Raw genomic sequence first — 19,957 nt, forward strand, 5'->3', positions numbered from 1 at the left:
GTTTGGCGCCACCCTTCAGCCTAAGCGATGACAGGAAGAATTTGGTGCAACGTCTTCTAGCACATTTGAAACATGATCGAGAGCTGATGGTGGGCGTTGTAATGTTCGCCATCATCATATTCATCGCGGTCTTTGGGAGATTGCTGTGGCCGGTCGATCCGTTGCGGGTCGATATCCTCGGCTCGCTCTTGCCACCCAGCCTCGAACACCCGATGGGGACCGACGATGTCGGTCGCGACGTGTTCGCCCGCTTTATCCAGGGTGCGCAGGTTTCCATCGGGGTTGCGATCGGCGTCACGATAGCCGGAACGCTTATCGGAGGAACACTTGGTCTATTGGCCGGTCTCGTTGGCGGCTGGTTCGATACGATCGTCTCACGGACAATGGACGCCATCCTCGCCTTTCCGCCCCTCATTTTGGCTATGGCCGTCGCCATCGGCCTGGGGCCGGGAATTGTCTCTGCAGCTCTTGGCGTGATCCTCGCCGCCATCCCTTGGTATTTCCGCTTGCTGCGTAGCGAGGTGCTGCGACTGCGCACACTTATGTACGTGGAATCCGCCCAGGCGCTCGGAGCCTCGAGCTTCCGTCTCATAAGGCTCCACATCCTTCCCCAGACCACCTCGACGATCTTCATCCAGGCGTCGTCCGTCTTCAGCTTCTCCATCCTGACGCTTGCTGCACTGGGCTTCGTGGGCCTCGGCATCCAGCCACCGACCCCTGAATGGGGCACGATGATTACCGAGGGGCTGGCCTATGCGCTGACGGGCCAATGGTGGCTCGGCTTTTTCCCCGGCCTCGGCATCTTCATGCTGGCGGTCTCGGCCAATCTCATCGCCGACCGTCTGCGCGATATCTACGACCCCAAATCCGGCGCCCGTCTGTCGCTCTAGGAGAAAGACCATGATCAACTTTCTGCTGGCGCGCATCGGATCGGCAATCATCACGATTTTCGGCGCATCGATACTCGCCTTTGTTATCCTTCGTGCAGTGCCCACCAATCCGGCCCGCCTGATCGCAGGACCTTTCGCGAATGACGAAGTCATCGCGCAGGTCACCTCCCAGCTGGGACTGGATAAACCTCTCTTCGTTCAATACTTCGATTACATCGTCTCGTTTTTCGCCGGCGATTGGGGTTTTTCTTACAGCGCCGGGCAGCCGGTGCTCTCTCAAATCGTCCAGCGCCTGCCTGCGAGCGCCGAACTCGCGCTCTATGCCTTTCTGTTCGCCTTTATCGGCGCAGTCTTCGTGACTGTTCTCGTCAGTTTCCTCGCGTCCAAATGGCTCGACAGGCTCCTGCGTCTTTTGAGTTTCATCAGCGTCGGCGTTCCACCATTCTGGCTGGCACTGTTGTTCTTGATGGTATTCTTCGAACAGCTCGGCTGGTTTCCAGGTCCCGTAGGCCGTGGACCTGCTCCAGGGTCGGTCCATACCGGCCTTTTCACCATCGATTATCTCATCGCAGGCAATTTTTCCGGCTTCGCCACAGCCTTACACCACTTGGCGCTTCCGGCGCTGGCCCTTGCGCTCGGCCCATTCGGTTATCTGGTACGCCTCTTGCGCGCCAATCTGCTCGACATCGTCAACGAGCCTTTCGTCACCGTCCTCCATGCAAAAGGCGTTGCGCCGGTCTCTACCCATTTCCAGCACATCCTGCCCAATGCATTCCTGCCTACGCTGACAGCGGGCGGACTTATCCTCGCCCAATTGCTCGGCGGCAGCGTGCTGGTTGAGCGCATTTTCGTCTGGCCGGGCATCGGCACACTCGTGATCGACGGCATTCTGCGCCAGGACTACGCGGTCGTGCAGGCTTTCATCATGCTCAGCGCCATAATCTATATCGGCGTCAATCTGCTGGTCGACATCCTCTATGGCTACGTCGATCCACGCGTTCGCAGGAGTTGAGGCCATGACGACGACCTCCGCTACACCGCTGCTTGAAGTCGAGGGCCTCAAGACGTCCTTCAAAACCTCCCGCGGCATCGTAAAGAGCGTTGATGACGTATCGTTTGTCATCCCGGCCGGAACCACCCTCGGCGTCGTCGGAGAATCCGGGTCAGGCAAAAGCGTCACCTCACTATCGATAATGCGACTCGTCGCTCGAGGTGGAGGAAGCATCGATGACGGTGTGATCCGCCTCAACAAGCCGGGTCAGCCCGCCATTGATATTCGCAACCTCGATGAAAAATCCATGCGCCGGGTACGTGGCAACGATATCGCCATGATCTTTCAGGAGCCAATGACCAGCCTTGATCCCGTGTGGTCCATCGGCGATCAGATCATTGAAGCGGTGCGCCTTCACCAAAAGGTTTCCCGCGCTGAAGCTCGGGAAAAAGCCATCGAGATGCTACGGCTGGTGGGCATTCCGGCCCCTGAAAGCCGCGTTGACGACTTCCCCCACCAGCTCTCCGGCGGCATGCGCCAGCGCGTGATGATCGCAATCGCGCTATCGTGCCGGCCGGCGCTCTTGATCGCCGACGAACCCACCACTGCCCTCGATGTGACTATCCAGGCCCAAATTCTCAATCTCATTCGCCGTCTGCAAAAAGAGATCGGCATGTCGGTCCTGTTCATTACGCACAATCTCGGGGTCGTCGCCGAAATCGCCGACCGCGTAGCGGTGATGTACGCAGGTCAGGTGGTGGAGGAGGGGCCGGTCCGGGCGATTTTCTCCGCGCCGCGCCATCCCTATACCGTCGGTTTGCTCAAATCCATTCCAACGCCGGGCAGTTCAAGCAACCCGATGGCATCGCGAAAACTCGACACCATAGGTGGAGCGCCCCCCGATCCCGTTGCGTTGCCGCATGGTTGCCGTTTTGCGCCGCGCTGCCCGCTCGCGATCGACGAATGCCAAAAAGCGCCCCCACCACTCTTTCCCGTAGGCGAAAATCATGGCGCGCGATGTATACGCTGGCCGGAGGTGAGCAAATGAGCGCGCCGATCCCATTGCTTGACGTTCGTGGCCTCACCAAGCGGTTCCCGGTTAAGGCCAAGCCATTTTCACGGCAGAAAAAATTCGTGCACGCCGTCGAGGATGTGAGCTTTTCGGTCGGGCGCGGCGAAGTGGTAGGGTTGGTTGGCGAATCCGGGTCCGGTAAAACCACGATCGGGCGCACCATTATGCGCCTCACCGATCCTACAGCAGGACAGATCGTTTACGACGGAACCGATATCGCCCATCTCCCGCGTCGCCAGATGATGGCGTTCAGGCGCAAGATCCAGATGGTTTTTCAGGATCCTTTTGCCAGCCTCAACCCGCGTAGCAAAGTCGGAGAACTAATCGCCGAAGGCATGGAAATCCACGGCATTGGCACGCCGGCAGAGCGGCGGGCCGAAGTTTCCCGGCTATTGGGCCTTGTTGGCCTTTCTGCCGAAGCCGCTCAGCGCTTCCCGCACGAATTTTCCGGCGGGCAGCGCCAGCGGATCGGTATCGCGCGGGCCCTGGCCGTTTCTCCTGGCTTTATCGTAGCGGACGAACCGGTATCCGCGCTCGATGTCTCGGTGCAGGCGCAAGTGCTCAATCTGCTTCAGGATCTCAAAGAGCAGCTGGGGCTGACGATCCTGTTCATCGCCCATGACCTGTCCGTGGTCGAGCACTTCTGTGATCGTGTGATCGTGATGTATCTCGGCCGCATCATGGAAATCGCACCGCGCGAGCGGCTCTATGCAGCGCCCAAGCATCCTTACACCGAGGCACTGCTGTCTGCGGCACCGGTGCCTGATCCGGACCGCGAGGGCAAACGCATCGTGCTCGAAGGCGACATCCCCAGCCCCATCAATCCGCCATCGGGCTGCGTATTGCGCACGCGCTGTCGCTACGCTTTGCCGGAGTGCGCCCAGATCGTTCCCCCATTGCGCGAAATTGCCCCCGGGCATCTCAAAGCCTGTATCCGCGACGATATCCTCTGAGGTCAACATGCCAATCATCAATTCGATCGTCGACATGCACGGGGACATCACCGCCTGGCGCCGCGATTTCCATGCGAACCCCGAGCTTCTCTATGACGTCCATAGCACGGCGGAAAAAATTACGCGCCTGCTCGAAAGCTTCGGCGTCGATGAGGTTGTGACCGGCATCGGCCGTACGGGAGTGGTCGGCATAATTTCTGGGAGACCGGGCGGCCGCACCATAGGACTGCGCGCCGATATGGATGCCTTGCCCATCCACGAAGCCACCAACTTAGATCATGCAAGCCGTACACCGGGGCTGATGCATGCCTGCGGCCATGACGGGCACAGCGCCATGCTGTTGGGAGCGGCCAAATATCTGGCTGAAACCCGCAATTTCGATGGCAGAATCGTCGTCATCTTCCAGCCCGCCGAAGAGGGCGGGGCAGGTGGGCTGGCGATGGCCGAGGATGGACTGTTCGAACGCTTCGGGATCGAAACCGTGTTCGGCATGCACAATCTCCCGGGCTTGCCCGAGGGCCACTTCGCGACATGCCCCGGCGCCATCATGGCCTCGGCCGACGAATTCGACATCGCAATATCCGCCAAGGGCGGTCATGCAGCGTGGCCGCACGAGGCGATCGACCCTATTCTTGTTGCTGGCCATATGATCACAGCTCTGCAGTCGATCGTCGCTCGGAACACTGATCCCTTGGCGTCCGCAGTGATATCGGTCACGCGTATGGAGGCGGGCAGCGCCTACAACGTCATCGCACCAGCGGCCCATCTATCGGGCACGGTGCGCACCTTGGACCCGAAGGTGCGCGACCTGGTCGAAGGCAAAATGAACGCGATCGTGACCAACATCGCCTTGGCGTTTGGCGCAAGCGCAGAGCTGGACTTTCGTCGCATGTATCCGGTTACAGTCAATGACGCTGAAAGCACCGCATTCGCATGCGGCATCGCAGCCGAGATCGTAGGGCCGGAAAAGGTAAATCCGCAGATGGTGCCGATGATGGGCGGCGAGGACTTCGCCTTCATGCTTGAACGCAGGCCGGGCGCGTATGTCTTTATCGGCAATGGCGAAACGTCGGGGCTGCACACCGACACATACGATTTCAACGATGCTATCATCCCAGCTGGAGTGAGCTATCTCGTAAAGCTTGCGGAAACAGCGACCAGATCCCGATAAGAAGTTCGCCGGTTCCTCGTCTATCGAGATCGAGGTTGTGGCTTGCGAACAAAACGGGAATGCGGTTCTGTTGGCCCATGCTTTCCACTGATCGATTCGCCGCCACCGACACGACCTATCTCGATGCGCTGAACATCAATCAGCGAAAGGCGGTCGAGCATGGAGTAGGGGCCTCTGCACCCGGACCGCTTCTGGTGATAGCTGGCGCTGGATCCGGCAAGACCAACACTTTGGCGCATCGCGTAGCCCATCTGATGGTCAATGGCGCCGATCCCCGGCGCATGCTTTTGTTGACCTTTTCACGCCGTGCCGCGACCGAGATGAGCCGACGCGTAGAACGCATCGCCGCGCGTGTTCTGGGCGTTGGGTCTGGCGCCGTGACCGATGCGCTGACCTGGGCGGGGACGTTCCATGGGATCGGCGCGCGGCTGTTGCGCGAACATGCACACCAGATCGGGCTCGATCCCGCGTTCACCATCCATGACCGCGAAGATGCCGCCGATCTGATGAACCTCGTGCGTCACGAACTCAAGCTCAGCGAAACCGCCTCGCGGTTTCCCACCAAGGGCACGTGCCTGGCCATATATTCGCGCGTCGTCAATGCCCAGGCCGATCTCGACGAGGTGCTTGAAAAGACATTCCCGTGGTGCGCGATGTGGGGTGCTGAACTCAGGACCTTGTTCGGTGCCTATGTCGCAGCCAAGCAAGCCCAGAACGTTCTCGACTACGATGATCTGCTACTCTACTGGGCCGCCATGATGGATGAGTCGGCAATCGCCCAGGCAGTGTCCAACCAGTTCGATCATATCCTTGTGGATGAATATCAGGACACCAACAGACTCCAGTCCGCGATCCTTTTGGCCTTGCGTCCGAACGGGCAGGGGATGACGGTGGTCGGCGACGATGCCCAGTCGATCTATTCGTTTCGGGCCGCGACCGTCCGCAATATTCTCGATTTCCCCGCTGCGTTCTCACCACCGGCCGAAATCGTCACCCTGGATCGCAACTACCGCTCGACCCAGCCGATCCTCGCCGCGGCCAACGCCGTCATCGAACAGGCATCCGAGCGCTTCACCAAGAATTTGTGGTCGGAACGCCAGTCTGCAGCCAAACCCCAATTGGTCACCGTCAGAGATGGCGCCGATCAGGTCGGCTACATCGCCACCTCGATCCTTGAAGCGCGCGAGGCCGGAACGCCACTCAAAGAGCAAGCCGTGTTGTTCCGCACCTCGAGCCATTCGGGTCCGCTCGAGATCGAGCTGACGCGCCGCGACATTCCCTTCGTGAAGTTTGGTGGACTGAAGTTTCTCGATGCAGCCCACATTAAGGACATGCTGTCGGTGTTGCGCTGGGTGGAAAACCCGCGCGATCGCGTGGCCGGGTTTCGGGTACTGCAGCTGATGCCGGGCATCGGCCCGGGCACGGCAGGCAGGGTCCTTGATGCTCTGGACACCAGCTCGGACCCGGCTTGGGCTCTCTCCGAAGTGCCGCCGCCTGCAAAAGCGGGCCAGCACTGGACCGATCTCGTCACGCTGTTTGGTCGGTTGTCGGTGCGGGAAATCTCCTGGCCGCTCGAACTCTCTTATGTCCGCCAATGGTACGAGCCCCTGCTTGAGGCGGGGTATGAAGACGCCCATATCCGCACTGCCGACATCATCCAGCTCGAACAAATCGCGAGCGGTTATTCGAGCCGGGATCGCTTCCTGACTGAGCTCACCCTCGATCCCCCCGATGCCACCAGCGACCAGCCCGGCGTTCCACTGCGGGACGAGGACTATCTCATTTTGTCCACCATCCACTCCGCCAAGGGCCAGGAGTGGAAATCGGTGCATGTCCTCAACGTGGTCGATGGATGCATTCCCTCCGACCTCGGTGCAGGAACCACCGAGGAACTCGAAGAAGAGCGAAGGCTGCTCTACGTCGCTATGACCCGTGCCAAAGACGAACTGCATCTGCTCGTGCCGCAAAAATTCTACGTCACCCAGCAATCTCGTCATGGAGACAGGCATCTCTACGCCCAGCGCACCCGCTTCATTCCGCGGTCAATGACGCATTTGTTCGAAGATCTGCTCTGGCCACCCGTCACGCCGGTGCGTGCGGATCTTGTGCCATCGCAGCCGACGCGTGTGGACGTCGCCGCCAAGATGCGCAGCATGTGGTAGCGACAGGCGTACGACCACGGCCCAAATCTAAAAGAATGAAACTCTGTGGCCGCCCAACGCGTATTGTACTTGGGTTCGATGGTTCGACCATCGATGATCGACTGTGTCGGTTGGGCAGCGCTTTCGCCGCAACGTGTGCTGCCCCCCTCAAAATTTAGGGTAAATGCAGCCTCTGCCGCTTTGTCGCCCAACTGCCGCCACGTTAACGATTTATTAAGGCTTTGGGCGAAGGAGGGCCACCCTTCGTGAAAGTGGGTCGTCGGTAGTTGCGGATCGGCGACCCCGCCCACTCTTTCCAATCAATATGTTTCTGGTGCCGGCGCTTGCGCACGCAGGTCTTCGACTGATGGCATTGGTCGATTGTCTGGCGTCAGGGTCGTGACGAGCGCGATCTCATGCTCCGTCTTGCAGCCACTGAGCAGGACGTTACTTGCGGTGCATTCGACGGTGAGCTTTTGCCGGACATCCGAATCTGCGGAATAGCGGGGCGCTGAGCCACAGGCCGCCAAAACGGTCACAATCCCAATCGCTACAACAATTTTCATGGCAAAAACCCTGAACCGATTTTCGCCAAGCTATAGCTACGCTGCAAGATCCTGTCACCGCAAAACCGCGCGAGCGGTCATCGGACATCTTGACCATCGGGCCTGGAAATCGAAAGCGCGATGACATTGCCCTCGCGCCGCTCGGCTTGGCGGCGATATGCGATCTCCCACGCACGCTCGAGAATTTCCTCGATCGAGAGACTCAACGTGTTGGGCAGGTCCTGCGTGCGCGAAAGGTTGTCGAGCACCGCGTGGGCCTGACCGCAAACCGATTGTCCGCTTTGGGGGCGCGAGTAAAGTCCGTTATCCATCCCGCCATTGTGCGCTGAAAATCAGTATCAGCGGCAAATGCGCGTGAACCGAGTTTAATCAAAATCGCACGATCGTCAGAGGGTAGGGGGCTCCCGATCCTGCTTTTCGCTCTCGCTCATGCGCTGATACCGCCGACGGGTGATAAAGAACATCACTACGGCCACTGCCAGCGCGCCGCCCAGCATAACTATGCCGAACTCTGTAACGGAAGGTCCCAGCGCGACCAGCAGCAGCACCGCAACGACAAGACCTGCGGTGATGAAAAAAATGCGATTATTCTGCATGCCGTGACCCTCCGCTTGCCATGGTGTCGTGTTTCGATTGCCTTTGCAAGACAAGCCCAATACCGCCATGGTCAGATGGATCGCACGAAAGCTTCGGGGATGACGTGAGCGCCGCACCAGAACCAAGACCGATGCTCATGCCATTGGGCGATCGCGCGCTCCTCGTGCGCTATGGCACGGTTCTGGATGCTGCGACCAATCGAGCCGCCACCGAGCTGGCCGCGCGCCTCCTCGACGCGCCCCCGACAGGCGTTTTGGAAATCGCACCAAACCTCATTTCTGTTCTCGTCCGCTACGATCCGTCGGAAACGACCTATGCCAGACTGGCCGCCGAAATCGGCCTTCTCGCCAATGCTCAAATTCCAGCACCCTCGACCGCAAGGCACCATTCCGTGCCGATCTTCTACGGTGGCACCGGCGGCCCGGATTTCGAACCCGTCGCAGACCAGTTGGGCATGACACCCGAAGCCTTCGTGTCTGCCCATCAGGCCGACCGCCTGACCGTACTCGCCGTCGGCTTCGCCCCCGGGTTTGTCTATTGCGGCCTCCACGCCCCGGCGCTCATCATTCCGCGTCGGTCGACGGTGCGGGCGCAGGTCCCAGCCGGCAGTGTCCTATTCGCCGCCGGTCAAACCGCGATCGCCGCAACTCCGATCCCGACCGGCTGGTCGGTGATCGGTCGAACGCACATGCTCAATTTCGACCCAGATGAAAATCCGCCCACCTTCATGCGTGCCGGTGATACGGTCTCTCTGGTGAGCGCATGATGAGTTCCATCGCCATCACCCGCGCCAGCCCGCTCACCACAATCCAGGATATCGGCCGCTTTGGCATGCTCGCGCACGGTATCGGCCCCTCCGGGCCAATGGACAGAACGAGCTTTCGCGAGGCCGAGGCGGTAACCGGTCGCCATTGCGGCGCCGCCATCGAATTTGGGCCCCTCGGGCTCGACATAGTCTATTCCGGCGCGCCGCGAATGATAGGGCTGGCCGGTGGTTCGTTTGCCGCCCGCCTGAACGGACGCACGCTCGAATGGCCGACCGACGCGGAAGTCTCTGACGGCGACGTCCTCTCGATAAAACCCGGATCCTCGGGAAATTTTGGCTATCTCCGTCTTGACGCAGAGATAGATGTCCCGCCGGTCCTGGGCAGCCGGTCCACCAATGCCGTGGTTGGCCTGGGCGGCCTCAGCGGCCGCGCTTTGACGGCGGGAGATGAGTTGCGCCTGAAAGACCTCCCCGCAGGCACCATACCCAGCGACGCGACGGGATCATCACACGAGAACGGCCCCATCCGTTTCATCTGGGGCATTCACGCAGATCAGTTCCCGCTTGATCTTCGGATGACGTTTTGCGAAACGCGCTTTGTCATTTCGCCAAGCATCGACCGCATGGGCTTCCGCCTCACCGATCCGGAAGGCATCTTCACCGATGCGACGATCCTGGGTCTGGTATCGGACGCTGTGGTCGCCGGGGATATCCAGATTCTGGGCGATGGAACGCCGATCGTCCTGATGGCAGACCACCAGCCGACGGGCGGTTACCCCCGCATAGCGACGATAATTGATGCGGACCGTGATGCGTTTTCCCAGATCAGACCGGGACGACCGGTACGCTTTACGCCGGTCTCTGTCGACCATGCACACGGCATCGCGAGAGCTCTATCATGATCGATCTCAATGCTGACCTTGGCGAAGGCGTCGCCGATGATCATGCCATGCTCGATATCGTCACCAGCGCGTCCATTGCATGTGGCGGCCATGCCGGCGATGCGACAACGATGCGCGCGGCCATCCGTGCCGCCGTCGCCCGCGACGTGCGCATCGGGGCCCACCCGGCATTTGTCGACAGGGAAAATTTCGGACGCAAAAGGCTCGCTCTGCCAGTTCATGCGATTGTCAGCCAGGTGGTCCAGCAAGTCGCAGCTCTCGACGCCATGACGCGCGACGAAGGCGGTGCCGTCGCCTATCTCAAGCTCCACGGCGCGCTGGCCAACATGGCTGCCGAAGACGAGGAGCTCGCCTTTGCCATCTTCGCCGCAACCGCCGAGCACTGGCCGCACATGGCCATCATGGTGCTTGCAGGCTCGGCACAGGAGCGTGCCGCCGAAGCGCTCGACCTCTCGATAATCCCTGAAGCTTATGCCGACAGAGCCTACACTGAAGATGGCCTCCTCGCCGCCCGAAGCCTGCCTGGCAGTGTAATAGACGATCCTGAAATCGTCGTCGCGCGCTGCCTGCGGCTGGCAGAACGCGGCGAAATCGAAACGCTCGATGGCACAGTGATCACCACCTCGGCCCGCTCGATTTGCGTCCATGGCGACACGCCCGGCGTCGTCGACCTCGCCCGCGCCATAAAGAATGCGCTTGTCGGGGCAGGGCATATGAAGGGCTGATCGCGCTGAGCCGATTGCATCAGCTTTAACAGAACCTAAACCTCGCTATGGTTTTTGAAGGGTTCGACGCGCAAGCGCTTCGACAATCTCTGTATGTATTGGGTCAGATTGTATGAGCTTGAACACCGTACCGGCGCGCCGCCGCTCCCTTGTTGCTGCCATCGGCGCAGCTTCGACGTCCGCAGTTCTTCTCGCCGGATGCGGCGCGGCAGACCTGTTCGCAGGCAATGAATTTTTCTCTGAATCTTCAATGGGCGTAAAAGCCTCACCGCGTGTCACCACATCGCGCAACGTGCCGAAGGGCGGCGGGCGCTACCAGCTCGGCCAGCCCTATACGGTTGCTGGCATCCGTTTCGTCCCGCGCGAACAGCCTGACCTCAACCAGACGGGGCGGGCGTCCTGGTATGGTCCCGCATTCCACGGTCGCCTTACCGCAAATGGCGAGATTTTCGACCAATACCATCTCTCTGGCGCGCACCCCACACTGCCGCTGCCCTCCTATGTCCGCGTTACCAATCTCGATAATGGCGCGACGACAATCGTCCGCGTCAACGACCGCGGTCCGTTCTCGAACTCACGTGTGATCGATCTTTCCCGTCGCACCGCCGAAGTCCTGGGATATCAGCAGGCCGGCACCGCCAATGTGCGCGTGCAATATATCGGTCCGGCGCCGCTTGAAGGCGATGACACCCGATTCCTCGTCTCGTCGATCAACCAGTTGACGCAATGGGAAATCAATAATCCCGGTACGCGCATGGCCTATCAGCCAACGCAGATCGCCGATGCGACCCCAGCCCCCGTGGCTACCCCTTCAGCTCCGACGCGCCCTACGGCGCTTGATGCCGCCAACTCCGCGTCATCGGTCCCTCAAAATATACCGTTCCAAGTCCTGTCCTACGCCGATCCTGCATCGCTCACGATTGAAACGGAGCTCAATGGCACGCCGGTCGACATGCAGATCGGAAGTTTTTCAGATGGAGACCGCGCGCAGGACATCGGTTCTGCTTTCGCACTCCTCGGGGCCGTCGAGACGTCTACGATCACCCAGGGCGATCAGGTCCTGACCCATCTTATGCTTCGCCATCTTCGCGAAGGTGTGACCGACACAGACGTCTCCAATCTCGCGACTTCCCTTGGCTTGGAAGCACCGATTTCGTATGAATAGGAAGCATGCGGCGAAGTGAAATCCACTTCTGCCGCGAGCTTGAAATTCCACGCACACGCTAGGAGGCTGATGTGGCGCGAGACGGGATGATCGGCGTTGTCGGGCATGCCCTGCGTTGCGCGGCCATAATTGTCGCCACCACTCTGGCGCTACCCGGATCGGCCCTGGCCCAAGTCAGTTTCGAAACCCGCGCGCCGTTTGCGCTGCTGATGGATCACGAGTCAGGCACGGTCCTGTTCCAGAAAGAAGCCGATACGGCCATGGAGCCGGCCAGCATGGCCAAGCTCATGACGGTCGCCGTCGTCCTCGACATGGTCAAGCGCGGGGCGCTCGACCTCGACGACCAGTTCTTCATCTCGGAAAACGCATGGCGCACAGGTGGAGCCCCTTCGGGCGGGTCGACCATGTTCGCTGAACTCGGCTCCCAGATCAGTGTCGATGATCTGCTTCACTCGGTGATCATTCAATCAGGCAACGACGCAGCGATCGCCCTGGCTGAGGGCATTGCTGGCAGCGAAGGCGCATTCGCCGCGATTATGAACGAGATGGCCCGCGACATCGGGCTCGAAGACTCATATTTCACCAATGCCAGTGGCCTTCCTGACCCGGATATGTATACGACAGCCCGCGATCTTGCCGATCTTGGTCGCTATATTATCCGTGAGTTCCCAGACTATTACCCGGTTTTCTCAATTCAGGAGTTCACCTGGAACAACATCCGCCAAGCCAATCGCAATGGCTTGCTCGAACTGGGTATGAATGTTGATGGCCTCAAGACGGGCCACACCAATTCAGCCGGCTATGGCATCGTGGTCTCCACCACCGATGGTGGTCGGCGGCTGGTCGCCGTTGTCCACGGTCTTCAAAGCGTCAACGAGCGCAATGAGGCGGCGCGCAGTCTTATCACGTGGGGCGCGCGGGCCTTCGAACGCATTCCCGCGTTCGCGGATCAAGCGATCGTGGGCTACGCCAGCGTCTACGGTGGAGAAGAGGGCAGGGTTGGTCTGGTCGGCGAAGGCTCGATCGACATCTACCTGCCGCGCGGAAATCGCCAGTGCCTATCGGCCAACATTACCTACAACGCCCCCATCCTGCCGCCAGTAGAGGCCGGAGACAGGCTTGCACAACTCAATGTACTCTGCGATGACCAGCTTATTCAGTCAGCGCCGCTCTATGCGGCGGAATCGGTTGGCGAAGGCGACATCGTGCGCAAGGCCACCGATGCGATTTTCGAACTGGCATTCGGTTGGATTGGCGTTTGAGCTTACAAAGGTTCTCTGGCAAAGCAACGATTGCCCCCCGCTTCATCACCTTTGAGGGCGGAGAAGGCGTCGGAAAGTCGACCCAGGTCAGACGGCTCGCCGCGCGACTGGGCGAACTCGGCATCGAGACCGTGCGCACCCGCGAGCCCGGTGGCACGCCAAAAGCCGAGGCGATCCGCTCATTCATCCTCCAAGGCAAGCCCGAGAGCTGGGGCGTCGGCGCTGAAGCGGTATTGTTCGCCGCTGCCCGCCTCGACCATGTCGATGAACTCATTGCACCCTCGCTCGCTGCGGGCAAATGGGTGATCTGCGACCGCTTTGCCGATTCCACGCGCGCCTATCAGGGCCTGACAGGCGGCGTGGCGGACGGGTTTATCGACGCCCTCGAATATCTCGCCCTGAACGGGCACGCACCTGAGATGACCGTCATCCTGGACATGGATCCCGATCTCGCTTTCGCACGCGTACGCCAGCGCGCCATCGACGATGGCCTTGCCGGCACAGTCGACCGCTTCGAAAAGGAAGATCTGAGTTTCCATCGCCGGCTCCGCGACAATTTCCTCGCCATCGCCATAGCGAATCCCGGTCGCTGCACGGTGATTTCCGCCGATCAGGACGAAGATACGGTGACCGAGGAAATCTGGCGGGCCGTCCTCGACCAGTTCCCCGATCTGCGCCGCCTGGAGCGCGCTTCGTGACCATCGAGCGCCGCGAAGCCGATCAGATCGAAGGCGTGCCGGCACCAGAGTTCGGCACCCTCATGGGCCACGCCGAAACGCTCGAGAGCCTGACCAACGCTATGGCCAACGGACGTGCGCCCAGTGCCGTCATGCTCCACGGTCCCCGAGGCATCGGCAAGGCAACCCTTGCATTCGCCCTCGCGCGCAAAATCCTCGACCTCACGTCCGATGAACCCGCCGAACGTATCGCCGCACAAGTCAGGGCGCTCTCGCACCCCAACCTCTACGTCCTGCGCCGCACTACCGATCCGTCCAACGCAGAAAAATACTATTCCGCCATCCGCATCGATGACGTCCGCGCCATGCGCGACGCACTGCACCAGACCAGGGGCAGGGCCGGCTACCGCGTTGCCATCGTCGATAGCGTCGACGACTGCAACGCCAATTCCGCCAACGCTTTGCTCAAGACCCTCGAAGAGCCCCCCGCGGAGACGCTCTTTATCGTCATCGCCCATCGCCCCGGCGGCATGCTGGCCACAATCCGTTCGCGCTGCCAGAGCTTCGGCCTGCGGCCATTGGCAGACGCCGATGTCGCCGAGGTCCTGACAGGCATCCGCCCCGATCTCGCGCCCGACGATCTGGCCCGCGCCACGCGCTTTGCCAATGGCCGTCCCCGTCGCGGCTTCGAAACGCTGATGCTGGAAGAAGGCGACGTCCTCGATGCGCTCCAGACATGGCTTACCAACCCCGCCGGCCATCCCACCCGCGCGCACCTCACCATTGCCGATGGCCTCGCCGCCGCCAAAGGCGCTGAACTCGGCTTCGGGCAGGACATGATCCGCGACTGGCTCGCCGCCGAAGCTGAGGCCGCAGCACGCGCCGGACGAGAGGCGCGTTTCCGCCTTGCGTCGGCCAATGCACTGTGGGACAAGGCCAACGCCCTGGTCGCCGATGCCGACATCTACAATCTCGACCGGCGACAGACCCTGGTTTCGGTCTTCGATCTGATCCGGGACCACGTCCGCAAGACAACTCCCGTGAGCTGATTTCGCCCCATGAGCCGCCCGACCTACTACATCACTACGCCGATCTTTTACCCCAACGGCGTCCCCCATATCGGCCACGCCTACACTGCGATCGCCAGCGACGCCATCGCGCGCTTCCAGCGCCTCGACGGCAAGGACGTGTTCTTCCTGACCGGCACCGACGAGCACGGCCAGAAGATGCAGCAGACGGCCGAAAAGGAAGGTATAACGCCGCTCGAGTTGGCAACAAAAAACTCACAGGCCTTCAAAGACTTGTGGGCGACTCTTGATATCTCATACGATGATTACATCCGCACCACTGAAGACCGTCACCGCATAGCCGCACAGGCGATCTGGGACAGGATGGTGGCCAGCGGAGACATCTATCTCGACTCCTATTCCGGCTGGTATTCCGTCCGCCAGGAGGGCTTTTTCGACGAGAAGGAAACCACCCTCGGCGAAGACGGCATCCGCCGCGAGCCGCTTGGCTCCCCCGTCGAATGGGTTGAGGAGGAAAGCTATTTTTTCCGCCTCTCTGCCTATGGCGAAAAGCTCCTGGCCCACTACGACGCCAATCCGGGCTTCATCCTGCCCGCCGAACGCCGCAACGAAGTGACCAGCTTCGTCAAATCCGGCCTGCGCGACCTTTCGATCTCGCGCACCACATTCGACTGGGGCATTCCGGTGCCAGGCAATCCCAAGCACATCATGTATGTCTGGGTCGATGCGCTCACCAATTACATCACCGCCGCCGGCTTCCCCGATGGCGACGCCGAGCGCCGCAAATACTGGCCGGCCGACATCCATATGATCGGCAAGGACATCGTTCGCTTTCACGCCGTCTATTGGCCCGCATTCCTGATGAGCGCTAAGATCGAACTCCCTAAGCGCGTCTTCGCACATGGCTTCCTGTTCAACCGCGGCGAGAAGATGAGCAAATCGGTTGGCAACGTCGTCGATCCGTTCGAACTCGTCGAAAAATACGGCCTCGATGCCATGCGCTATTATTTCCTGCGCGAAGTGTCGTTCGGCCAGGACGGGTCCTACAATCACGAAGCCATCGTCAACCGCATCAATGCCGATCTCGCCAACGATCTGGGCAACCTCGCCCAACGCTCGCTCTCGATGATCGCCAAGAACTGCGATGGCCAGGTCCCAACCCCGGGCGACTTCACCCCCGAGGACGAAGCCATTCTCGCTGCCGCCGATGCGCTGCTGGACAAGGCCCGCGCGGCCATGGACGAGCAGGCCATCCACAACTATCTCGGCGCGGTCTGGCAAGTGGTAGGCGACACCAATCGCTATTTCACCTCCCAGGAGCCCTGGGCGCTGCGAAAGACCGACCCCGCACGTATGGCCACCGTGCTCTATGTCACCATCGAAGCCGTGCGGCAGGTCGCGATCCTTGCCCAGCCCGTCATGCCGGCATCGAGCACCAAATTGCTGGATCTCCTCAGCCTTCACGCCGAGGGCCGTTCGTTCGAGCAATTGGGCAGCTATTCCCGCTTGCAGCCCGGCACACCGCTACCGGCACCCGAAGGCGTGTTCCCGCGCTATGTGGAAAAGGACGAGGCCACGGCCTGATGCTCGTCGATAGCCACTGTCATCTCGATTTCGACGTGCTCGCTGACGATATCCACGGCGTCCTTGCGCGCGCGCGGGAGAATGGCGTCGGCCACTGCGTAACAATCTCAACCCGCATCCGCCGCTTCGATACCGTCAGAGCCATTGCAGAAGCCAACGGGAACGTCTTCTGTTCGGTCGGCACCCATCCGCACAATGCACATGAAGAACTTGATATAACTATCGAGGAAATAGTCACTTTATCTGAACACCCGAAATGCGTTGCGATCGGCGAGGCGGGTCTGGACTACCACTACGACTCCTCGCCTCGCGACGCGCAGGCCAAGGGTTTTCGAAACCACATCGCAGCGTCGCGCATCACCGGCCTGCCACTCGTCGTCCATGCGCGTGAGGCCGATGACGACATGATCTCAATCCTTGAAGAAGAAACCGGGCAGGGGGCCTTCCCCTTCGTTCTGCACTGCTTTTCGTCGGGCGCGGAGTTGGCCCGTCGCGGCCTCGCGCTGGGCGGCTACGTGTCTTTCTCCGGCATCGTCACATTCAAAAATGCTGCGGAAATCCAAGAGGTCGCACGCTTCGTGCCCGCGGATCGTTTCCTCATCGAGACCGACGCGCCTTATCTCGCGCCGATCCCGCATCGCGGCAAACCCAACCAGCCGGCCTTCGTCCGCCACACAGCCGAGAAGATCGCTGAACTGCGCGGCGTAGAGTTCGAAACGATCGCCGAACAGTCGACCCGCAACTTCGCGCGTCTCTTTTCCAAGACCGGGCTGGCGATATGAGCGACGGGCCCGCAACCCGCGTGACCGCCCGCATACTCGGCTGTGGCTCATCGGGCGGCGTGCCGCGCATCGGCAATATCTGGGGCGCCTGCGACCCGCAAAATCCGAAAAACCGCCGTCGCCGCTGTTCACTTCTGATCACCGGCACCCGTGAGGATAGCGCCGGCGCAACCCGCATCCTGATCGACGCCGGTCCCGACCTCCGCGAGCAAATGCTCGATGCCAATGTGCCCGAACTCGATGCCGTGTTTTTCACCCACGAGCACGCCGACCACACCCATGGCATCGATGATCTCCGCGTCCTTGCGCTCAATGCCCGGCGACGCGTCGACGTTTACATGACGATGTCGACTGAGGGCCGGCTGCGCGATGCTTTCGGCTATTGCTTTACCGCCCCGCAAAACAGCCCATACCCGCCCATTCTCAATGCCCACTCCATCGCAGATGGCGAAGCAATAGAGGTCGAAGGGGAAGGGGGCACCATTGCGATCACCGGGTTTGAGCAGCAGCACGGCAGCATCACTTCGCTCGGCTTCCGCGTCGGCCGCTTCGCCTATTCCTGTGACCTCTCCGGCCTGCCCGGCTCATCCGCCTGGGCCGTCAAAGGTCTAGACACCTGGGTTCTCGACGCTCTGCGCTACGAAACCCATCCCAGCCATCTCAACCTCGAAGAATCGCTGGATCTGATCGAAAATTTCGCACCGCGCCGCGCCATCCTCACCAATCTCCACGTCGATCTCGACTATACGGTTCTTGACGCCGAAACGCCGGCCAATGTCGAACCGGCCTTTGACGGCATGGAATTCGAGATAGCGCTTTAGCGATATCTATAAAGCTAGCTTGCGTTCCAGCGCGTCCATATCGGGCACAAACCACAAATTGCCGCCCGCATTGGTCTCGAAGAGATAATCGCGAAAAGCCGTGCTGCGATCGGCGAACCGCTGAACGTCTCCAACCACCACCATAAGCAAGCGGTAGTTGGCAAACTTCTGCGCAACATCGCCGATGATACCCGATCGCAACTCGAAAAATGCATCCGGCAAGACGGAAGCCTCCACGACGACCATCTGCGCATCGTCCGACCACGCCATGCCGATGAGATCGTTGGACAAGGTGGCAGCGGACAGGTTCTCAGCACCTGACACCATCAGAGCAGTCTTGCCAGCAATCTCTACAACGTCGTCCATCATCAAGCGCCATCTGGTCAGAGCACGCGCCAATGCGCGCTTCCTGCTCAATGTGCCGCCTCTGCATCTATGTCAAGCTGACCAAACCGCAGCGCACGGATCAAGCGGCAGCGGGCTAACGCGAGGCGCTCTTTCAAATCAATCGTTTACAGCCATTCGCTCGATGACATCTTTATCGCTATGGCCAGAGTTCGGGCTGCTCATCGATATCCAGCAGAAGCGCTGCTAACCGCAGTATTCCAAGCAAGGTGGCAAAAACTCATCGATTTCCACACACATAAAAGTTCCATAATATATATTATGCGAATCGGATATGTAGCATGGCACATTCTATTCTGAAATGCAACGCAGGCGTTATCATGCCTGTTTTTTCAGGAGAATGTTTTGGCCAGAAGCTTCACACAATTGAGCCTGCAAGAGCGCCGCACGATAGCCAGGTTGCAGGAACAGAAAATTCGCCAGTCCGAAATTGCGCGGCACCTCGGTCGTGACCGCGCTACGATCTGCCGTGAGATCAGGCGCAATTACTGGCATGACCGCGAATTGCCTGAAGCCACGGGCTATTGGGCCATAGCGGCCAACGAGATGGCCAGAGATAGACGGAGACGCGTCGGCAAGCTTTACCGCTGCGATGATTTGCGGATGAGTGTGATCAATAGGCTCAAGGAAGGCTGGTCGCCAGAGCAGATTGCTGGAAGGTTGAAGGTTGAACCTGGGATGACTGTGCGGCTGTGTCATGAAACGATCTACCGGTACGTCTATTCTCCTGAGGGTCAGCATCAACGCCTCGCGCAATATCTCCCTGAACGGCGCAGGAGGCGACGCCCATGGTACGGACGCAAGCCTCAAAGCCCCGTATTCCCCCCTGATCGGAGCATTAGGCACCGCCCTGAGCTTATCAACCAGCGCCAGCAATTTGGGCATTGGGAAGCAGATCTGATGATTTTTCGGCGGGAGCACGGTGAAGCTAATGTGGCCACTGTAATCGAACGGAAAAGCCGATTTACGCTTCTGTTCTGCAATAACGACAGGCAGTCCAGGCCGATTATGGACCGCTTGATAAAAGAGTTTAGCCCCCTGCCCTTGCCGGCGCGTCAAAGCCTTACGTTTGATCGCGGCTTTGAGTTCGTTTCCTGGCGTCGATTGGTAGATGGCATGGGAACGACAGCGTGGTTCTGCGATCCTTCCGCGCCCTGGCAAAAGGGTTCGGTGGAGAACATGAACCGCCGAGTTCGACGCTATCTCCCTCGAGAGACGGTAATCCTGTCCCTACCGCGAACGTATCTGCGCCAGCTATGCGACCGGATTAATGGGACTCCGAGAAAATGCCTGAGCTATCGAACACCGGCAGAAGCCTTCCGCGATGAAATGCTAAATTTGAAGTTCACCAACCCGCCCCCGGTCAGCCCTTGCAACCCTGACCAGCCGGTCTGACCGGGGGCTACTGCTCTGCCAAGCGTCCCTCGAATGGAGCGTTGCATTTACATTCGAAGTCACA

At 60.1% G+C, this 19,957-nt stretch carries 20 protein-coding genes; 17 read left to right on the top strand and 3 right to left on the bottom strand.

The features are described from left to right. Positions 1 to 44 precede the first annotated feature (44 nt). The 6 genes from BLR31_RS18040 to BLR31_RS18065 all read left to right on the top strand — a co-directional run bounded on the left by BLR31_RS18040 (position 45) and on the right by BLR31_RS18065 (position 7,239). Positions 45 to 890, top strand: coding sequence for an ABC transporter permease (locus BLR31_RS18040; protein WP_090598666.1), 846 nt, complete (start codon positions 45 to 47; stop codon positions 888 to 890). Positions 891 to 900: 10 nt separating this feature from the next. Next, positions 901 to 1,902 carry an ABC transporter permease gene (locus tag BLR31_RS18045; RefSeq protein WP_090598595.1) on the top strand — a complete coding sequence of 334 codons (1,002 nt, stop codon included), beginning with the start codon at positions 901 to 903 and terminating at the stop codon, positions 1,900 to 1,902. 4 nt (positions 1,903 to 1,906) lie between these two features. Next, positions 1,907 to 2,929 (top strand): ABC transporter ATP-binding protein, encoded by a 1,023-nt coding sequence (locus BLR31_RS18050; protein WP_090598671.1) that lies wholly within the window; start codon positions 1,907 to 1,909, stop codon positions 2,927 to 2,929. Continuing rightward, complete coding sequence (locus tag BLR31_RS18055) at positions 2,926 to 3,906, top strand: ABC transporter ATP-binding protein (protein ID WP_090598675.1); 981 nt, start codon at positions 2,926 to 2,928, stop codon at positions 3,904 to 3,906. Before BLR31_RS18050 ends, BLR31_RS18055 begins: the two co-directional genes overlap by 4 nt. 7 nt (positions 3,907 to 3,913) lie before the next feature. Beyond that, on the top strand, positions 3,914 to 5,077 hold the full coding sequence (locus BLR31_RS18060) for a M20 aminoacylase family protein (protein WP_090598596.1): 1,164 nt from the start codon (positions 3,914 to 3,916) through the stop codon (positions 5,075 to 5,077). 77 nt (positions 5,078 to 5,154) lie between these two features. After that, positions 5,155 to 7,239 (top strand): ATP-dependent helicase, encoded by a 2,085-nt coding sequence (locus BLR31_RS18065; protein WP_090598599.1) that lies wholly within the window; start codon positions 5,155 to 5,157, stop codon positions 7,237 to 7,239. 622 nt (positions 7,240 to 7,861) lie between these two features. On the opposite strand, the gene BLR31_RS18075 is transcribed toward BLR31_RS18065, so the two are convergent. Together BLR31_RS18075 and BLR31_RS18080 are read right to left on the bottom strand one after the other, a co-directional pair. Beyond that, on the bottom strand, positions 7,862 to 8,095 hold the full coding sequence (locus tag BLR31_RS18075) for a hypothetical protein (protein ID WP_090598606.1): 234 nt from the start codon (positions 8,093 to 8,095) through the stop codon (positions 7,862 to 7,864). Between the two features lie 75 nt (positions 8,096 to 8,170). After that, positions 8,171 to 8,380, bottom strand: a complete 210-nt coding sequence (locus BLR31_RS18080) for a hypothetical protein (RefSeq protein ID WP_090598610.1) — start codon at positions 8,378 to 8,380, stop codon at positions 8,171 to 8,173. A 137-nt stretch (positions 8,381 to 8,517) separates the two neighbouring features. On the opposite strand from BLR31_RS18080, the gene BLR31_RS18085 reads away from it, so the two are divergent. The 10 genes from BLR31_RS18085 to BLR31_RS18130 all read left to right on the top strand — a co-directional run bounded on the left by BLR31_RS18085 (position 8,518) and on the right by BLR31_RS18130 (position 18,093). Continuing rightward, positions 8,518 to 9,147: a 5-oxoprolinase subunit B family protein gene (locus BLR31_RS18085; RefSeq protein WP_176762747.1), complete on the top strand. Its 630-nt coding sequence runs from the start codon at positions 8,518 to 8,520 to the stop codon at positions 9,145 to 9,147. Continuing rightward, positions 9,147 to 10,049 carry a 5-oxoprolinase subunit C family protein gene (locus BLR31_RS18090; protein ID WP_176762748.1) on the top strand — a complete coding sequence of 301 codons (903 nt, stop codon included), beginning with the start codon at positions 9,147 to 9,149 and terminating at the stop codon, positions 10,047 to 10,049. The genes BLR31_RS18085 and BLR31_RS18090 overlap by 1 nt, the downstream gene beginning before the upstream one ends. Further along, positions 10,046 to 10,774 (top strand): 5-oxoprolinase subunit PxpA, encoded by a 729-nt coding sequence (locus BLR31_RS18095; RefSeq protein ID WP_090598619.1) that lies wholly within the window; start codon positions 10,046 to 10,048, stop codon positions 10,772 to 10,774. Before BLR31_RS18090 ends, BLR31_RS18095 begins: the two co-directional genes overlap by 4 nt. Positions 10,775 to 10,886: 112 nt before the next feature. Continuing rightward, on the top strand, positions 10,887 to 11,939 hold the full coding sequence (locus BLR31_RS18100; RefSeq protein ID WP_090598622.1) for a septal ring lytic transglycosylase RlpA family protein: 1,053 nt from the start codon (positions 10,887 to 10,889) through the stop codon (positions 11,937 to 11,939). Positions 11,940 to 12,010: 71 nt separating this feature from the next. Beyond that, on the top strand, positions 12,011 to 13,201 hold the full coding sequence (locus tag BLR31_RS18105) for a D-alanyl-D-alanine carboxypeptidase family protein (RefSeq protein ID WP_244505132.1): 1,191 nt from the start codon (positions 12,011 to 12,013) through the stop codon (positions 13,199 to 13,201). Further along, positions 13,198 to 13,899: a dTMP kinase gene (gene tmk, locus BLR31_RS18110; protein ID WP_244505133.1), complete on the top strand. Its 702-nt coding sequence runs from the start codon at positions 13,198 to 13,200 to the stop codon at positions 13,897 to 13,899. The genes BLR31_RS18105 and tmk overlap by 4 nt, the downstream gene beginning before the upstream one ends. Further along, positions 13,896 to 14,927: an AAA family ATPase gene (locus BLR31_RS18115; RefSeq protein WP_090598628.1), complete on the top strand. Its 1,032-nt coding sequence runs from the start codon at positions 13,896 to 13,898 to the stop codon at positions 14,925 to 14,927. Before tmk ends, BLR31_RS18115 begins: the two co-directional genes overlap by 4 nt. A 9-nt stretch (positions 14,928 to 14,936) precedes the next feature. Further along, positions 14,937 to 16,490 carry a methionine--tRNA ligase gene (metG, locus tag BLR31_RS18120; protein ID WP_090598632.1) on the top strand — a complete coding sequence of 518 codons (1,554 nt, stop codon included), beginning with the start codon at positions 14,937 to 14,939 and terminating at the stop codon, positions 16,488 to 16,490. After that, positions 16,490 to 17,272: a TatD family hydrolase gene (locus tag BLR31_RS18125; RefSeq protein WP_090598634.1), complete on the top strand. Its 783-nt coding sequence runs from the start codon at positions 16,490 to 16,492 to the stop codon at positions 17,270 to 17,272. Before metG ends, BLR31_RS18125 begins: the two co-directional genes overlap by 1 nt. Beyond that, on the top strand, positions 17,269 to 18,093 hold the full coding sequence (locus BLR31_RS18130) for an MBL fold metallo-hydrolase (protein WP_090598638.1): 825 nt from the start codon (positions 17,269 to 17,271) through the stop codon (positions 18,091 to 18,093). Before BLR31_RS18125 ends, BLR31_RS18130 begins: the two co-directional genes overlap by 4 nt. Positions 18,094 to 18,099: 6 nt before the next feature. Here the strand turns inward: BLR31_RS18130 and BLR31_RS18135 are convergent, their stop codons facing one another. Beyond that, complete coding sequence (locus BLR31_RS18135) at positions 18,100 to 18,462, bottom strand: DUF4180 domain-containing protein (protein ID WP_090598642.1); 363 nt, start codon at positions 18,460 to 18,462, stop codon at positions 18,100 to 18,102. Positions 18,463 to 18,843: 381 nt separating this feature from the next. Between BLR31_RS18135 and BLR31_RS18140 the strand changes: the two genes are divergently transcribed. Further along, positions 18,844 to 19,893 (top strand): IS30 family transposase, encoded by a 1,050-nt coding sequence (locus BLR31_RS18140; RefSeq protein WP_090598647.1) that lies wholly within the window; start codon positions 18,844 to 18,846, stop codon positions 19,891 to 19,893. The last annotated feature ends 64 nt before the right edge of the window (positions 19,894 to 19,957 follow it).

The sequence above is a fragment of the Pelagibacterium luteolum genome, assembly GCF_900100665.1.
Classification (GTDB): domain Bacteria; phylum Pseudomonadota; class Alphaproteobacteria; order Rhizobiales; family Devosiaceae; genus Pelagibacterium; species Pelagibacterium luteolum.